General features: G+C 68.9%; 10 protein-coding genes, 1 pseudogene and 1 riboswitch. Of the genes and pseudogenes, 5 read left to right on the top strand and 6 right to left on the bottom strand.

Annotated features, from left to right (window positions below; genetic code table 11):
* Positions 1-851, bottom strand: an 851-nt coding sequence (locus A9X05_RS09540; protein ID WP_067780878.1) for an alcohol dehydrogenase catalytic domain-containing protein, incomplete at its 3' end; no start/stop codon positions are given.
* Between the two features lie 310 nt (positions 852-1,161).
* Between A9X05_RS09540 and A9X05_RS09545 the strand changes: the two genes are divergently transcribed.
* Complete coding sequence (locus tag A9X05_RS09545; protein WP_197498987.1) at positions 1,162-3,216, top strand: acyltransferase family protein; 2,055 nt, start codon at positions 1,162-1,164, stop codon at positions 3,214-3,216.
* On the opposite strand, the gene A9X05_RS09550 is transcribed toward A9X05_RS09545, so the two are convergent.
* A complete protein-coding gene (locus tag A9X05_RS09550; RefSeq protein WP_067780881.1) occupies positions 3,213-3,872 on the bottom strand; it encodes an O-methyltransferase in 660 nt (219 codons plus the stop codon). The two genes, A9X05_RS09545 and A9X05_RS09550, sit on opposite strands and share 4 nt — an antisense overlap.
* A 125-nt stretch (positions 3,873-3,997) precedes the next feature.
* Positions 3,998-4,183: riboswitch (M-box (ykoK) riboswitch) on the top strand.
* Between the two features lie 273 nt (positions 4,184-4,456).
* Between A9X05_RS09550 and A9X05_RS30965 the strand changes: the two genes are divergently transcribed.
* Both A9X05_RS30965 and A9X05_RS32045 read left to right on the top strand, forming a co-directional pair.
* Positions 4,457-4,666, top strand: coding sequence for a hypothetical protein (locus A9X05_RS30965; RefSeq protein ID WP_156736596.1), 210 nt, complete (start codon positions 4,457-4,459; stop codon positions 4,664-4,666).
* Between the two features lie 144 nt (positions 4,667-4,810).
* A pseudogene (locus tag A9X05_RS32045) lies at positions 4,811-5,005 on the top strand (manganese transporter); the annotation flags it as partial.
* Here the strand turns inward: A9X05_RS32045 and A9X05_RS09555 are convergent.
* The 3 genes from A9X05_RS09555 to A9X05_RS09565 form a co-directional block, all read right to left on the bottom strand.
* Positions 4,997-5,941 carry an NADP-dependent oxidoreductase gene (locus tag A9X05_RS09555; RefSeq protein WP_067780934.1) on the bottom strand — a complete coding sequence of 315 codons (945 nt, stop codon included), beginning with the start codon at positions 5,939-5,941 and terminating at the stop codon, positions 4,997-4,999. The pseudogene A9X05_RS32045 and the gene A9X05_RS09555 sit on opposite strands and share 9 nt — an antisense overlap.
* A 195-nt stretch (positions 5,942-6,136) precedes the next feature.
* Positions 6,137-9,727, bottom strand: a complete 3,591-nt coding sequence (gene car / locus A9X05_RS09560) for a carboxylic acid reductase (protein ID WP_067780884.1) — start codon at positions 9,725-9,727, stop codon at positions 6,137-6,139.
* Between the two features lie 141 nt (positions 9,728-9,868).
* A complete protein-coding gene (locus tag A9X05_RS09565) occupies positions 9,869-10,624 on the bottom strand; it encodes a L,D-transpeptidase family protein (RefSeq protein WP_067749835.1) in 756 nt (251 codons plus the stop codon).
* A gap of 398 nt (positions 10,625-11,022) precedes the next feature.
* Here A9X05_RS09565 and A9X05_RS09570 point away from each other — a divergent pair, with 398 nt between their 5' ends.
* On the top strand, positions 11,023-11,955 hold the full coding sequence (locus A9X05_RS09570) for a LysR family transcriptional regulator (protein WP_067749837.1): 933 nt from the start codon (positions 11,023-11,025) through the stop codon (positions 11,953-11,955).
* Here A9X05_RS09570 and oxc read toward each other — a convergent pair.
* On the bottom strand, positions 11,939-13,669 hold the full coding sequence (gene oxc, locus A9X05_RS09575; protein WP_067780888.1) for an oxalyl-CoA decarboxylase: 1,731 nt from the start codon (positions 13,667-13,669) through the stop codon (positions 11,939-11,941). The two genes, A9X05_RS09570 and oxc, sit on opposite strands and share 17 nt — an antisense overlap.
* A 257-nt stretch (positions 13,670-13,926) precedes the next feature.
* Between oxc and A9X05_RS09580 the strand changes: the two genes are divergently transcribed.
* Positions 13,927-15,516 carry a FadD7 family fatty acid--CoA ligase gene (locus A9X05_RS09580; protein WP_067780891.1) on the top strand — a complete coding sequence of 530 codons (1,590 nt, stop codon included), beginning with the start codon at positions 13,927-13,929 and terminating at the stop codon, positions 15,514-15,516.
* The last annotated feature ends 4 nt before the right edge of the window (positions 15,517-15,520 follow it).

The raw sequence follows: 15,520 nt of genomic DNA on the forward strand, positions 1-15,520 counted from the left end.
CCGTGCAGGTGCACCATGGAGAAGAACAGCTCATCGCCGGGCAGCGCGACGTCGTGCGAGAGGCCGACGTAGCCCACGTGACCGCCCGGTCGGGTGGCGGAGATCGCTTGCATCATCGATTGCTGGGTGCCGACCGCCTCCACGACGCTGTGGGCGCCGAGGCCGTTCGTCAGGTCTTTGATCCTGGCCACACCTTCGTCGCCGCGTTCTTCGACGATGTCGGTCGCCCCGAACTCGCGGGCCAACGCTTGGCGATCGCGGTGCCGGCTCATCGCGATGACCCGCTCGGCGCCGAGTTGCCTGGCGGCCAGGACGCCGAGCAGTCCGACCGCTCCGTCGCCGACCACGGTGACGGTCTTGCCGGGACCGGCCTCGGCCGCCACCGCGGCGAACCAGCCGGTGCCCAATACGTCGGAGGCCGCCAGCAGGCTGGGGATCATCTCTGCGGGCGGCATCTCGGGTGTGGCCACCAGGGTGCCGTCGGCCAGCGGGATGCGCGCGTATTGGGCCTGGGTGCCGATGTTGCCCATGAGTTCACCGTGCACGCAGCGGCTCTGATAGCCCGCTCGGCAGATCTCGCAGGTGTTGTCCGACGTGACGAAGGAGCCGACGACGAATTGGCCGGGCGCGACGTTGCGGACGTCGCTGCCGACCTCCTCCACGATGCCCACGTATTCGTGTCCCATGGGGGCGTTGTGCACCTCGTCGGCGCCGCGGTACGGCCACAGATCCGAACCACAGATGCAGGTCGCCGACATCTTGATGATCGCGTCCGTCGGATGGATTATCTCGGGATCACCCCGGTCTTCGACTCGCACGTCCCCCGGGGCATGCATTACGACGCCGCGCATGGGTGAGCCTTCCTCTGCATCATCATTGGTCGTTGTCGACCCTAGTCGCGGCGGCCGCGAGCCGCGCGGGCACCGGCGCCGCTCACGCGCGCGCGTTCGTGTCGACGCGCCGCCGCTGCCGGCCCTCAGCCCGCGGGCTCGAACTCTCCGACGAAATCGGAAAACCGTTGCGTGTCTTCCGCGCAAGCGCCACCGGCGCCTTTAAGCTGGCTCCGATCAAGAGGAGGGGCAGCGACGTATCGGCATCAACTATGGCGCCGGGCGACAAGGTGGTCAGGGCGCGCTAACCGCGAGTGCTGAGCCGGGCGGGATCAATACCGCGCCGGCTCGCCGTGGTCGGCGGACCCGGTGGGTCGCTCCCGTGCGCAGGGTCGGTCGGCTGGCGATCTGGGACAAGCCGGAGCGGCGCAGCGGGATTCCGGCGCTCGACGGGCTGCGTGCGATCGCCGTCGCGCTGGTGCTGGTCGGCCATGGCGGCATCCCCGGGGTGGGCGGCGGATTCATCGGTGTCGACGTCTTCTTCGTGCTCAGCGGATTCCTGATCACCTCGCTGCTTCTGGACGAGCTCGGCCGCACCGGCCGTATCGAGCTGACCGGCTTCTGGATTCGCCGCGCACGGCGGCTGCTGCCGGCCCTGGTGCTGATGGTGCTCACCGTGGGCGCCGCCCGCCAACTCCTTCCCGACCGCTCCCTCACCGGCCTGCGCGACGACGCGATCGCGGCGTTCCTGTGGGTGGCGAACTGGCGGTTCGTCGCCCAGAAGACCGACTACTTCACGCAGGGTGCCCCGCCCTCGCCGCTGCAGCACACCTGGTCACTCGGGGTGGAGGAGCAGTACTACTTCGTGTGGCCGGTGCTGCTGATCGCGGTGACGCTGGTGTTGGCCGCGCGCGCGAGGCGCCGCTTCACCCGCGCGACCGTCGGCGATGTCCGATTCGCGACGTTCGTCATCGCCACCCTGGGGGCCCTGGCTTCGGCCGCGGTCGCCATGGTGATGGTGTCCGACGGCACCCGGGATCGCGTGTATTTCGGCACCGATACCCGCGCGCAGGCGTTGCTGACCGGCGCCGCGGCGGCGGCTCTGCTGGTTCGCGACTGGCCGTCGCTGAACCGCGGCTGGTGCCTGATCCGAACCCGGTGGGCGCGGCGCGTCGCCCGCGTTCTGCCGCTCGTCGGGCTGGCGGGGCTCGCGGCGGCGACCCACTACGCGACCGGCGACAGCGGCGAATTCCGCCACGGTCTGCTCATCGGGGTCGCGGTTGCGTCCGTCGTCGTGGTGGCGCCGGTGGCCTTGGAGCAGCGCGGGGTGGTCGCCCGCATCCTGGCCGCGCCCCCGCTGGTGTGGCTGGGCACCATCTCCTATGGCGTCTACCTGTGGCACTGGCCAATCTTCCTGGCACTCAACGGCGAACGCACCGGATGGAACGGGTTGCCGCTGTTCGCCGCGCGGTGCGCTGCGACGGTGGCGCTGGCCGCGGCGTCCTGGTGGCTGATCGAGCAGCCGATCCGGCGTTGGCGGCCGGCGCGGGTACCGCTGCTGCCGTTGGCTGCGGCGACCGTGGCCAGCGCCGCCGCGGTGACCCTGCTGGTGGTCCCGGTGGGGACCGGTCCCGGCCTGCGCGAGGCCGGCCTGCCGCCGGGAGTCTCGGCGGTCGCCGCCGTGTCCCCGTCGCCGCCGGGCGGCGGCCGCCCCGCCGGTCCCCGCGATCCCAACCGGCCGTTCACCGTTTCGGTGTTCGGGGATTCGATCGGGTGGACGTGGATGCATTACCTGCCGCCGACGCCGGGATACGCGTTTCTCGACCACACCGTCATCGGCTGCAGCCTGGTGCGCGGCACGCCGTATCGGTACATCGGTCAAACCCTGGAGCAGAGGCCGGAGTGCGACGGTTGGCCGATCAGGTGGGCGACGCAGGTCGCCCAGGACCAACCGGATGTCGCGCTGTTGGTCATCGGCCGTTGGGAAACGGTCGACCGCGTCAACGAGGGTCAGTGGACCCACATCGGCGATCCCACGTTCGACGCGTACCTCAACGGTGAGCTGGAGCGGGCGCTGAACATCGTGGGGTCCACCGGCGTTCGCGTGGTGGTCGCCACGGTGCCCTACAGCAGGGGCGGCGAAAAGCCGGACGGGCGACTGTATCCGGAGGACCAACCGGATCGGGTCAATCTGTGGAACACCATGCTGCGCAAGACGGTGAGCCATCACCCCAACGTGCAGATCCTGGACCTGAACAAGAAGCTCTGCCCGGACGGCGTTTACACCGCCAAGGTCGACGGCATCAAGGTGCGCAGCGACGGCGTCCACCTCACGCCCGAAGGGGTGAAGTGGTTGACGCCGTGGCTCGAGGAATCGCTGCGTTAAGCCCCGGTGCGGCAGCTCAATTCCATGCTGTCGCTGTCCCGGACCGCGAAGTTGAAGCTGACGTAGCCGTTCTCGGGATCACGCACCCGGTCCAGATACGGTTGGGTGTCCGCGGCGCTGGCGTTGTCGGCGACCACCAAGGCGCCCGTCGACAGCCGCGGCTCGAGCAGCTCGATCACCGGCAGGTACAAGTCCTTCCAACCGTCGAGCAAGACGAAGTCGACCGGTCCGTCCAGGGGGGCCAGCGTGGCCAGCGCGTCCCCTTCGAGGATCGTGATCACGTCGTCGAGGCCGGTGCTGGCGAATGTCTGTCTTGCGGCGGCGATCTTGGAGTCGTTGAGCTCGGTCGTCACCACTCGGCCGGCGCCGTTGTCGCGCACCGCAGACGCCAGGTGGACGGCGGAGATGCCGAACGACATGCCGAATTCGACGACCGTCGCCGGACGGGTCGCGCGCACCAGCGCATAGAGCAACCGGCCGGCCTCGGGCGTGACCGGGATGTAGAACTCGCTCATCGCGTCGGCGCGCTCCTGCGCCGTCATCGGCCGGTCGAAGTCACCAATCCGCTGACGCAACAGCGACATCTGGTTCTGCGCTTCGGTGTACATGCGGTCGAGCACGGACGCGACCTTCGGGTCTTGGAGAGTGTTGGCCATGCCGTCGAGGGTAGGCGTCGGCGGCGCGCGAGCGGCTGCGCAGCGGCGGCGGTGGCCACGACCTGCCGCAATGGCTACGTAAATGAGTTTGACGGGCACTGGGCCGCGGTGTAAAAAGGTCTTCGCAAGCACCTCGGTAGGTGAGGCGTCTGCACGGACACAGGCCACTGACCCCGAACGTCGAGAGACGCCCCGGGTCAGGACAGCTCTTCCCGGACCCAAGGGTTGAGCCCAAGTGGCTTCCGGAACGGCCATCGACGGAGTTCCGGATACGCCGTGCAGTGCCGAAGCCCCGACGAGAGGGGTGCGACGGCGGCGTGTTGCCGGCATTCGCTCCTCCCTCGTTCAGGTGACATGTGATGACACCCGCGCGTGTCATGGCCGTGAGGAGGTGAGGGCGAGATGAGTCCAGGCGATAGTCCCTATCCGAAATCCGTCTTGTCCCGATCCGGTTCCGGCATTCATTCTGCCGCTTGAGCTTTCGCGATCATCGCTGGCAATCCGGGCACGTTCAACGCGCCCGCGGCTCGCCGTCGCTGTCCGCCTGATCTGAGCCGATCGGACCTCCCCTGAAGGAGAAGATCATGGCTTTTGTTGTCACACAACGTGTTACCGGTTGCACCGGGGGGCGCGGCCGGGCATTGCTGCGGTCGGCGCGCCTGCTGGCGACCAAGCTGCACGCGCGGAGCGCCCTGACTCCCCAGGAGCGGGCGAACCTGTACGTGTCGCGGATGCCGATCGCGGTGGTCACGGCCTCGCTGGGCGGCCACCCCTCGACCGGCGACCGCCGGTGACGCTTCGGGCGAACACACCATGACCCCCGTGTCATCCGAGGCCCTCGGCGCCGTCAGCGCGCCAACGACTCCGGCCGCGCCACCCGCCGGCGACATCGTCAGTGCGTTCGGCCGCATCGGCGCGACGGAGCCGGGGCCGCCGCACGGGCGCTCGGGGGCGGCCTGGATCCCGAGCAGGTCGACGAGCTCGACGACACCCCAACGCTCACCCGCGCGGAGCGCCGCGCGGTCCGCCGGGCGGGGCTGTTCACCCTGCGGGCTTATCTAGTCGTCGCGGTAGCCCTGGTGGTGGTCAAGATCGTGCAGGCGGGAGTCGTCGGCCCCACCGCGTCATTGTGAATCCGTAGGCAGCAGAACGATTTTGCCGCGGGTGTGGCGCTTCTCCAATTCTTCGTAGGCGTCGGCGACCCGATCCAGCGGGTAGGTGGCGGCGACCTCGAAATCGATCGCGCCGTCGGCGACGAGGCCGGCTATCTCGGTCAACACCTCCGGCGTGGACGCCTCGGCGCTGCCTTCGGTCTTGGCGCCCACCTCGGCGGCCTTCTGGAACGAGATGATGGTGTCGATTCGCTCGGGTGCGACGCCGAGATCGACGGCAAGCTGCACGTAGTCGGGGCCGAACAGGTCGATGAACGCGTCGATTCCGGATGGTGCCGCCTCGCGCAGCCGAGTGGTCAGCCCGTCCCCATACGGAATCGGGATGGCGCCGTGGGCGCGCAGCCAGTCGGCGTTGTCGGGTCCGGCGATGCCGAGCACCCGTGCCCCGCGGAGCGCGAGAAGTTGCACGGCGATGCCCCCCACCCCGCCCGCGGCCGCCGAGACGCCGACCGTCTCCCCCGATTGCGGTGCCACGGCCCGGACGGCAGCGTACGCCGTCACGCCGACGACGTAGAGCGAACCCGCCACCTCCCAACTGAGTTGGGGCGGTTTGCGGATCAGCTGGCCCACTGGGACGGCCGTGTGGGTCGCGTGGCTGGATCGGCGGAAGCTGAACCCCAAAACCTCGTCGCCCACCGCGAATTCGGTGACCCCGGCGCCGACCTCGGTAACGACCCCGGCGAGGTCGCTGCCCTGCCCGGATGGGAAGGTCGCGGGAAACATCTCATGCATCGCGCCGCTTCGGATAGCCGCCTCACCCGGATTGATCCCCGCGGCGCGGACCTCGACCACCACCTCGCCGGGCCCGGGCCGAGGCATGTCGATGTCGGCCACGTACAACACCTCCCGGCCCCCGTACCGGTCGAACCGTACGGCGCGCGCCGCAGCAGCCGTCATGTCGTTTCCTCCCACCGCGAGCATCCCTTCCCTCAGCCAGCATAGGCACGCAAAGGCGGGCGCCCAGTGCCCGTCTGGTGGCGCGGCCGCGAAGGCACCAGCGGCGTCAGACGCGGAAGGAACGCCCATGGAGGTGCGGTCGACGTCGGACGTAAGCAAGAGGTCGCGATCATGAGGGGCTTGCCCGGCTAACCACTACACCATCCCGAGCAACCGCAAGTCGAACACGTACTTGGCGATCAAGTCGGCCGACAGGTGCGGAATGTCCTTGTCCGCACCGATCTTTGCGGCCTGGACCGCCGCACGGAAGACGTCGGTCGGGGCCGGCGCCCCGCGCAGCGGCCGCTCCGGCTGGTGGTAGGCGTCCAGCAACGGCAGCACGGATTGTTGCCGCTGCTTGTCCGGCAGGGCGCGGAGCGCCGTGCCGAACCGCCGGAGCCACTCGTGGTAATCCTCGATGCGCCGGATGTCGTGGCCGTCGGCGATCAACCAGTCCACGAACACGTCCAGGGAGATCCCGTCGTCGTGCGGGTTCATCACGTCGAAGGAGCGGAACGTCCCGGACGGCTCCGGCTCGTCGGGGGCCATCGCGAGCTGCTCGCCGAGCGCCGCCACGGCCTCGGCCACGAAGTCCGCGGGCAGGCCGTCGTAGTGGGCCCTGGCCCGGTCGCCGGTGCCGGTGGGCTCGTAGAACGACGACGGCGCGATTCCGGTGACCAGCAGGCTGAAGATCAACCGCGTGAAGGCATCTGGAACATTCAGCTGCCCGGCGTAGCGGCTGTGGGCGAGGATCATGTCGGACCGGAAGACGGCGACCGGTAGCTCGCAGAGATCGTGCGCCTCGCGCAGCAGCACCTCTCCGGCCCACTTACTGTTCGCGTACCCGTTGGCGTAGCCGGATCCGATCGGCCGCACCGGGCTGATCGTGCGGATGTCACCGTCTTCGGTGAACTGGGCCGGATCGACGGACATGGCCACGGCGACCGTCGACAGATAGGTCACCGGTTTGATGCGTGCGGTGAGCGCCAGGCGGATGATTTCAGCGGTGCCAACGACATTGGGCCCGAACAGCTGGTCGTACGGCAACACGTGATTGACCAGCGCCGCCGGGTGAACGATCATGTCGACGCTGCGGGCCAGCCGGTCCCACGTCGCTTGGTCCAGCCCCAGGCTCGGCTCGCCGATGTCGCCGGCGATGACCTCGAGGTGGTCGGCCGCCAATTCGCGGAACCGATCGACCAGATGCGGGTCGCCACTGCGGTAGACACCTTCGAGACGCTCGGCGGCCGCTGCCGCATCGGTGCCGCGCACGATGCAGACCAGTCTTCCGCCCGTCTCGGCGAGGCGCTCCAGCCATTCCAGGCACAGGAAGCGGCCGAGATAGCCGTTGGCGCCGGTCAACAGCACCGTGTGCGGTGTGCCGGTGGCCCGCGGCAGGGTGGGGGCGTCGGCCAGTGTCTTCGGGTCGAGGAATTTGTCCAGCCTGAGGTCGGTCGCGCGGGCCTCGGTGGCGTCCCTCCCGTGCACGGACCCGAACGTCGGGCGGCGTGACCCCGAATGGCGCTCGGCCTCAACGAATTCCGCGAGCTGAGCCAGATCGGTGGCCGGACCGATGATCATTCCCACCGGCACCTCGACGTCGAAGATGTCCTGCAGCAGGTTGGAGAAGGTCAACGCCGACAGCGAATCCCCGCCGAGTTCGATGAACAGGGCGTCGGGGTCGGGCGGACCACCGGCGAGGCCGAGGAGCGCCTCGGCGGCGCGGGACAGCGTGTCGATGACCGGCCGATCCGCCGCTCCCTCTCGCAGCGCCCGCAACTCGGAAACCCGGTTGGCGGCCAAGTCCGCGTACAGCTGCTCGAGCCGGTCGCCGTAGTGCTCCTTGAGCTTCGGCCGGAGCAGCTTGCCCACCCCGGACAGCAGACCGTTGTCCTCACTGAACGGCTCGACCTCGACGAGAAAGTCGGCGGGCACCTCGTAGGACTGCAGCTCGGCGAGGCCGGCTGCCTGGCGCAGGGATTCGTGCAGAGCGGTCTTGATCCCGTCGGCATCACCGGCGAACCTGTCCAGCGCGTCGGCGGTCGGCACGATGACGGCCAACAGATACGGGCGTTCGCTGTTGCCGTAGACGAAGATCTGCCGAATCAGCGCCGCGCTGCTGAACACGGCCTCCAGGCTGGCGACGGCGACGAATTCGCCTTGGGCGAGCTTCAATACGTTGTTGCGCCGGTCGACATAGGCGAGCCGGTTCGGCTCCAGCTCCGCCATCACATCACCGGTCCGGTAGTAGCCCTGCGCGTCGAAGGCATTGGCGGTGACGTCCGGGCGCTTGAAGTATCCGGGCGTGGCCGTCAGCGACTTGACGAGCAGCTCGCCCCGCGGAAAGGGCTTGTCGGTAAGGAAATAACCCAACTCGGGTACGTCGATGAGCTTGTAGTCCAAGACCGGCGGCGCAGCGATCCGGCCGTCCTTGGTCACCATCCCGACCTCGGTCAGCCCGTAGCCGTCGAGGACATGGACCTCCAGGCAACTCTCCACGAAGGCCCGCATCTCGGCTGCCAGGGGCGCGGTGCCGCAGAAGGCGGTGACGATGCGCCCGCCCAGCACCCGCTCGCGCAACTCGGTGCGCGCCTGGGCTTCCGCGGATTCCGCGTCGGCCCCCTGGGCGACCCGCCGGTCGACGGCACTCTGGTACCGCTGGTACAGCATCTCCGCCACCCGGGGTACCAAACCCATTTCGGTGGGGCGCACCAGGTTCCAGTCGTCGAACAGCGTGGACAGGTCGCTCTCGGGCACGAAGTAGCTGGTGCCGCCCGCCTGGAACGCAGTCGACAGGGGGATCCGGCCGCCGAGGTGATTGAGCGGCATGAAATTGACGTTGAACACGGGTGTGTCCGCGAAGTCGGGCATCAGCTCGTTGGTCCACAGCTTGCACAGCATGCGCTCGGTGTACATGGCACCCTTGGGCAGCCCCGTGCTGCCCGAGGTGTACATGATCATGGCCAGCCGCTCGTCGGTGCCGCCGGCGTACGCCGGCTCGGGCGGCAGGGCGCGGCCGCGCTCGATCAGCTCGTCGAACGTCTCGATCGTCACCGACATGCCGGCGGCCGAAAGCTTCGCCCGCGCACGCGCCAAAGCCTCGCGCTGATCGTCGATTTGGGGGGAGTAGTCGAAGACCACCAGGCGTCTCACCGACGCGCTGCCCAGCGCCGCTTCGACGGCCAGGTCGAGGTAGCCGGCGCCCGCCGCGAGTACTCGCGGCTCGACCTCGGCGACGATGGGCCGCAACCGGGACGCCGCCGCATTGTGCTGCAGGGGCACCGCGACCAGCCCGAGATACCCGCAGACCAAATCCAGGGTCAGGTACTCGGCGCTGGCGAAACCGACTGTGGCGACGAAGTCTCCGGGCGCCACCGGGTGAGCCGTGTCGTTTCGCCATGCGGTGGCGATCGCTCCTACGTTGGCCCACAGATCGCGGTAGTTGAGGGTCTCGAACCGGGGGAGCAATTGCGCAGTGGTGCGGCCGCTTTCGGGATCGGTGACCAACGAGCGTGCCCGCCAGCCCAGCGCCGGACGATCGGCGTAACCGTCGACGAAAGTCTGCAGGATCTCGGTCAGCCGCAGTCCCGGCCGGCGGGCCGTCCGCTGGAGTGACGGGTCCGGCTTGGCGCTCCGGAACTGCTCGTCCCCCGCGTCCAGTCGGCTAATCCGGTCGGCCACCCGCTCGCGCGCCGCGCTGCTCGCACCCGCAACGTTCGATTCTTCGTGCGCCGCGTCACCGGTCATGAACAGCCTCTCGCTCGGGTCCTCGTCCTACCGGAACTCACCGTCGCGGGCCAGTCTTCCGTTCAAGCGTTGTGACGGTTGTCACAGGGGAGGGAAGGTTGGATCACGCCGCGTTTCAAAAGGGCGCGTGCGCCGCCAGGATCAGGCGACGACCTGAATCGGATCCCCCACGTTCACCTGGTTGAAGTACCACGCGGCGTTGTCGGGGCTGAGGTTGATGCAGCCATGGCTCACGTTGGCGTAGCCCTGAGAATCGACCGACCAGGGCGCGGAGTGCACGTAGACGCCGCTCCATGTGACGCGGACGGCGTATTGGGCGGTGATCTTGTATCCCTCGGGTGAACTCAGCGGGATGCCGATGGTCCGCGAATCCATCACGACCGACCGCTCCTTTTCCAGGGCGGTGAAGTTGCCGACCGGCGTGGGCCGGCTGGGCTTGCCCATCGAGGCAGGCATGGTGCGCAGCACCTCGCCGTTTCGGCTGACGGTGAAGGTGTGCCCGGAGATGCTCGCAACGCCGAGAAGCGCGTCACCGGTGTCGAATCCCGTCGTGAGGGCCTGGATACCCACCGAGACGTGGGTGTGAGGAGGCCAGTACTGGTTCGGCACCCACTGCACGACATCGTCCTTGACCCATTCGAAGTGCCCCGGTGTGTTGCTCGGCGACGTCACGTGGATGGACCGCTCGACGGCGGCGCGGTCACCGACGGGTGCCCGGAAAGTCACCACCACCGGGTGCGCGACCCCCACCACCGCGCCGTCGGCCGGCAAAACCGCGGCGATGCCGGGCATGGGTTGGGGAGCGGGAATGGCGGCGTGGCTGCGGCCGGTCGCTCCGACGAGGCTCAGCGTCGTGATCGCGACCATAACAAACAGATAACGAACACCGCGGCGCATGGCGTCCACCCTTCGGTATGGTGCGATAAACACCAGATTATTCTACTGGCTGCCCCGGCGCTGCCGCTTTCAGCAAACTCTGGCGGGTTCGCCGCTCAGCGGTAGCGATCCGATCATCGCGTAGATTCCGCCATGTTGACTGGGTGCTCGGTTCATGGCGGACCCTGGCCCGGTCTGACGGGGATTACCATTTTGGGCTGGAGATAAACGACCCGCTTGCGCGGCGGTTGCCGCCGTCGGGGCGGTTTCCCACCAGCGCAGTCGCTTTCGGGGTGCGGCCGAGTTCGGCCCGCCCGCGCCGCCGCTTTCCACCGAGCTTCCTCGCCGGCCCGCTGATTGGCCGGGGCGCCGGTGACGCGTTAGCCTCAGCAAAACTCCTTCGGGCCGAGGAGGTGCGGGTGCTCTTCCGTCAGCTGGAGTATTTCGTCGCGGTCGCGCAGGAGCGCCACTTCGCCCGCGCTGCCGAGAAATGCTTCGTCTCCCAACCGGCGCTCTCTGCCGCGATCGCCAAGCTGGAACGGGAACTGAACGTCACCCTGATCAATCGCGGCCACAGCTTCGAGGGCCTCACGCCCGAAGGGGAGCGGTTGGTGGTGTGGGCCAGGCGGATTCTGGCCGAACACGACGCGTTCAAGGCCGAGGTGCATGCGGTGCGGTCCGGCATCACCGGCATGCTCCGGTTGGGGACGGTGCCCACGGCGTCGACGACGGCGTCGCTGGTGCTCTCGGCGTTCTGCTCCGAGCACCCGTTGGCGAAGGTGCACATCCTTTCCCGGCTGGCGGGCACCGAACTGTACCGTCGGCTGCGGGAATTCGAACTGGACGCCGCGATCGTGCACGCAGAGCCCGACGAGGCCCATGAGGTGAATCTGGTGCCGCTGTACCGGGAGCACTATGTGCTGTTGTCACCCGCGGACATGTTGGGGTCCGCCGCATCGACGATGACCTGGCCGGAGGCCGCCCAGCTGCCGCTGGCATTGCTCACCGCGGACATGCGGGACCGGCAGATCATCGACAAGGCATTCGCGGACCACGCCATAGAGGTGTCGCCCCAGGTCGAAACCGACTCCGTCGCTTCGCTATTCGCACAGGTCGCCGCGGGCAACTGGGCGTGCATCGTGCCGCACACCTGGTTGTGGACGTCGCCGCTGGGCCCGGAGGTCCGCGCGGTGCAGATGGTCGACCCGGTGCTCACGGCGGACATCGCCCTGGCGACCAATTCCGCAGGCCCCGGGTCGCCGATCGCCCGGGCGCTCGCCGCCTCCGCCGCGCAGCTGTCGCTGAACGAGTTCTTCGACGTGCAACTGTCGCGTATCACCCACCGGCGTTGACCGCCTTGCTGGTCGGGTTCAGGCTCGCCAGATGCCCACTTTCCACTCCCGCCGCCGGGTCGAGTTCGCAGTCGATGACCGCCGGTCCGCGAGAGCCAATCGCCTCGGACAGGGCAGAGCGTAACTCCGACGGGGTGGTGACGTGATATCCCTTGCCGCCGAAGGCCTCCGCGATCAGCTCGTGACGTGCCCGCGCGTTGAGCACGGTCGGTGCCGGGTCGGAGCCGTTGGGTGCCTCGTCGCCGCGGTAGACGCCACCATTGTTGAGAATGACCACGGTCACCGGCAGGCGGTAGCGGCAAATGGTCTCGACTTCCATGCCGCTGAACCCGAACGCGCTGTCCCCCTCGATCGCGACCACGGGCTGCCCGGTCTCGACGGCGGCGGCGATGGCGTAGCCCATGCCGATGCCCATGACGCCCCAGGTGCCCGTGTCCAGCCGGTGGCGCGGTAGCTCCATACCGATGACGTTGCGGGCCAGGTCCAGCGCGTTGGCCCCCTCGTTGACCACGTACGCCTCCGGGTTGTCCTGCAGCACAGCGCGAATCGCGCCAAGCGCGTTGTAGAAGCGCATCGGGTGCGGATCTTCGGCCAGCCGCTCGCGCATCTTGGCATCATTGCGGGCGGTGCGCTCGGCGAGCTCCCCGGTCCATTCCGCGGGCGCGGTGACGGGACGGGCGGCCAAGCCGTCACGCAACGCCGTCATCACCGAGCCGATGTCACCGGCCAGGGGCGCCGCGATCGGCTGATTGCTGTCGAACTCCGCCGGCGCTATGTCGACCTGAATGAACTTGGCGTGCGCCGACCACTGCGGCGAATCCCCATGCCCGAGAAGCCAATTCAGACGTGCGCCGACCAACAGCACCGCGTCGGCGCGTGCGATCGCGAGCGAGCGCGCGGCCGCCGCCGACTGCGGGTGTGAATCCGGCAGCAGGCCCTTGGCCATCGACATCGGCAGAAATGGAATACCGCTGGCCTCCACGAACTCGCGGATCACGTTGTCCGCCTGGGCGTATGCCGCCCCCTTGCCGAGCACGATCAACGGTCGCTCCGCTCGCGCCAGCACCTGCAGCGCGCGCTCGACCGCCTCGGGTGCCGGCAGCTGCCGGGGCGCCGGGTCGACGATCCGCCAGACGGTGTCCGCGCCGGCCGCGGCGTCCATGGCTTGCCCCAGCACGTCGCCGGGGATGTCGAGGTACACGCCGCCGGGACGGCCGGAGATCGCGGAGCGCATGGCGCGCGCGACGCCGCGCCCGATGTCCTCGATCCGGTTGATCCGGTAGGCCGCCTTCACGAATGGCCGTGCGGCGTTGAGCTGGTCGATGTCCTGGTAGTCACCGCGCTGCAGATCGACCAGCGCCCGATCGCTCGATCCCGAGATCTGGATCATCGGGAAGCAGTTCGTGGTGGCGTTGGCGAGCGCCGGCAACCCGTTGAGGAAACCGGGACCGGACGTCGTGAGGCACACACCCGGCCGGCCGGTGAGGAATCCGGCCGCGGCCGCCGCATTGCCGGCCGAACCCTCCTGCCGGAAGCCGATGTAGCGGATGCCGGACGCCTGTGTGACGCGGGCGAGGTCGGTGACCGGGATGCCGACGATCCCGTAGACGGTGTGCACGTCGTTGGCCTTGAGCGCCTCCACCACCAGGTGGAATCCGTCGATCAGCCGCGCGGACCCCTGCGCCTGGCCGGGGGATGCCGAAACTGCGGTCATGGTGGTGACTCCTCACGTCTGGTCGGAGGTGAAGCAAAGCCTGCGCCCTTACTTTGACGCCGGGGCCCGGCGGGTGTCCAAGACGGGGCCGCTATGCGCCGATACATGTCGTCTATCGGCGCTAGTCAGCCGCGGTTTCGCGGCGTCGATAGCCGTTGGTTATCGGCCGTGAGTGATTCGGTATTGGACGGGTGGGAGGCTCACCCGGCATGGTTCGAGCAGTTGCTTGTGACGGCGAAGCGTAAAGGAGCGAAGCGATGAGGTCTGAGGCGATCGTCAGCAGCGAAGCCGCGGGGTCGGCGGAGATCCCGGATGCACGCATCGTGGATCTGGTCGAGGAGGTGGCCCGCCGGTCCCCGGAGGCGCCCGCTCTCGTCGTCACCGCCGAGCGGATACCGCTCGGCTACCGCGATCTAGTCCAGCTGGTGGACGACCTGGCCGGGCAGCTCCGACAGGCCGGGCTCCGCGCGGGTGACCGTGTCGCGCTGCGCTCCGCAAGCAACGCTGAATTCGTCGTCGGACTGCTGGCGGCTTCGCGGGCCGAACTGGTTGCGGTTCCGCTGGATCCGGCCCTGCCGGTCGGCGAGCAGCGCGCCCGCAGCGAGGCCGTGGGGGCCAGGGCGGTGCTGATCGACGGCGACGCGCCCGACGACCAAGGCGAACGCGACCTGCCGTGGTGGCCGTTCGCGGTCACGGCCGGTGCTACGGATAGCGCCCCGGCGGTGCGCCTGGCCGCGACTGCACCTCCGGCGCAGGGCTTTTCGACGCCCCAGGGGCTGCGCGACGACGACGCCATGATCATGTTCACCGGCGGCACCACCGGGGTGCCGAAGATGGTCCCGTGGACGCGCGCCAACATCGCCGCCTCGGTGCGGGCGATCATCGCCGGATACGGCCTCGGACCGCGCGATGCCACGGTGGCAGTGATGCCGCTCTACCACGGTCATGGGCTGCTCGCCGCGCTGCTGGCAACCCTGGTGTCCGGCGGTGCGGTGTTGTTGCCCGCGCGTGGACGGTTCTCGGCCCACACCTTCTGGGACGACGTCGACGCCGTCCGCGCCACCTGGTACACGGCGGTGCCGACGATCCATCAGATCCTCTTGGAGCGGGCAGGAGGCGACCGACCCGGCAACGCCGCGTTGCGATTCATCCGCAGCTGCAGCGCGCCACTCACCGCCGAAGCGGCACAGCAGCTGCAGGACACGTTCGGCGCCCCGGTGGTCTGCGCCTTCGGCATGACCGAGGCCACCCATCAGGTGGCGACGACCGAAATCGGCCATGACGAAAACCCCGGTGCCACAGCGGGTCTGGTCGGCCGGTCGACCGGGCCGCAGATCCGGATCGCCGGATCCGACGGCTCGCCCGTGCCGGCGGGAGAGGTCGGCGAGGTCTGGTTGCACGGGCCGACCGTCGTCCGGGGTTACCTCGGCGACCCCGCGATCACCGCGGCAAATTTCACCGACGGGTGGCTGCGCACCGGTGATCTGGGAACGCTGTCGGCGTCCGGCGAGCTGATCATTCGCGGCCGCATCAAGGAACTGATCAACCGGGGCGGGGAGAAGATCTCCCCGGAACGCGTCGAGGGCGTGCTCGGCAGCCATCCCGGCGTGCTGGAGGTCGCCGTGTTCGGGGTCCCCGACAAGCTGTACGGCGAGGCGGTGGCCGCGGTGATCGTTCCCCGGGGCCCCGTCGCACCGACCGCGGAGGAGCTCGCAGAGTTCGGGCGGGACCGGCTGGCCCCCTTCGAGGTGCCGACCAGCTTTCAGCAGGCGGCGGAGCTGCCGCATACCGCGAAGGGCTCGCTGGACCGCCGCGCCGTCGCCGGCCAGTTCGGCGCCGGGGCTTGACGAC

The organism is Mycobacterium sp. E3298 (assembly GCF_001666895.1).
GTDB lineage: Bacteria > Actinomycetota > Actinomycetes > Mycobacteriales > Mycobacteriaceae > Mycobacterium.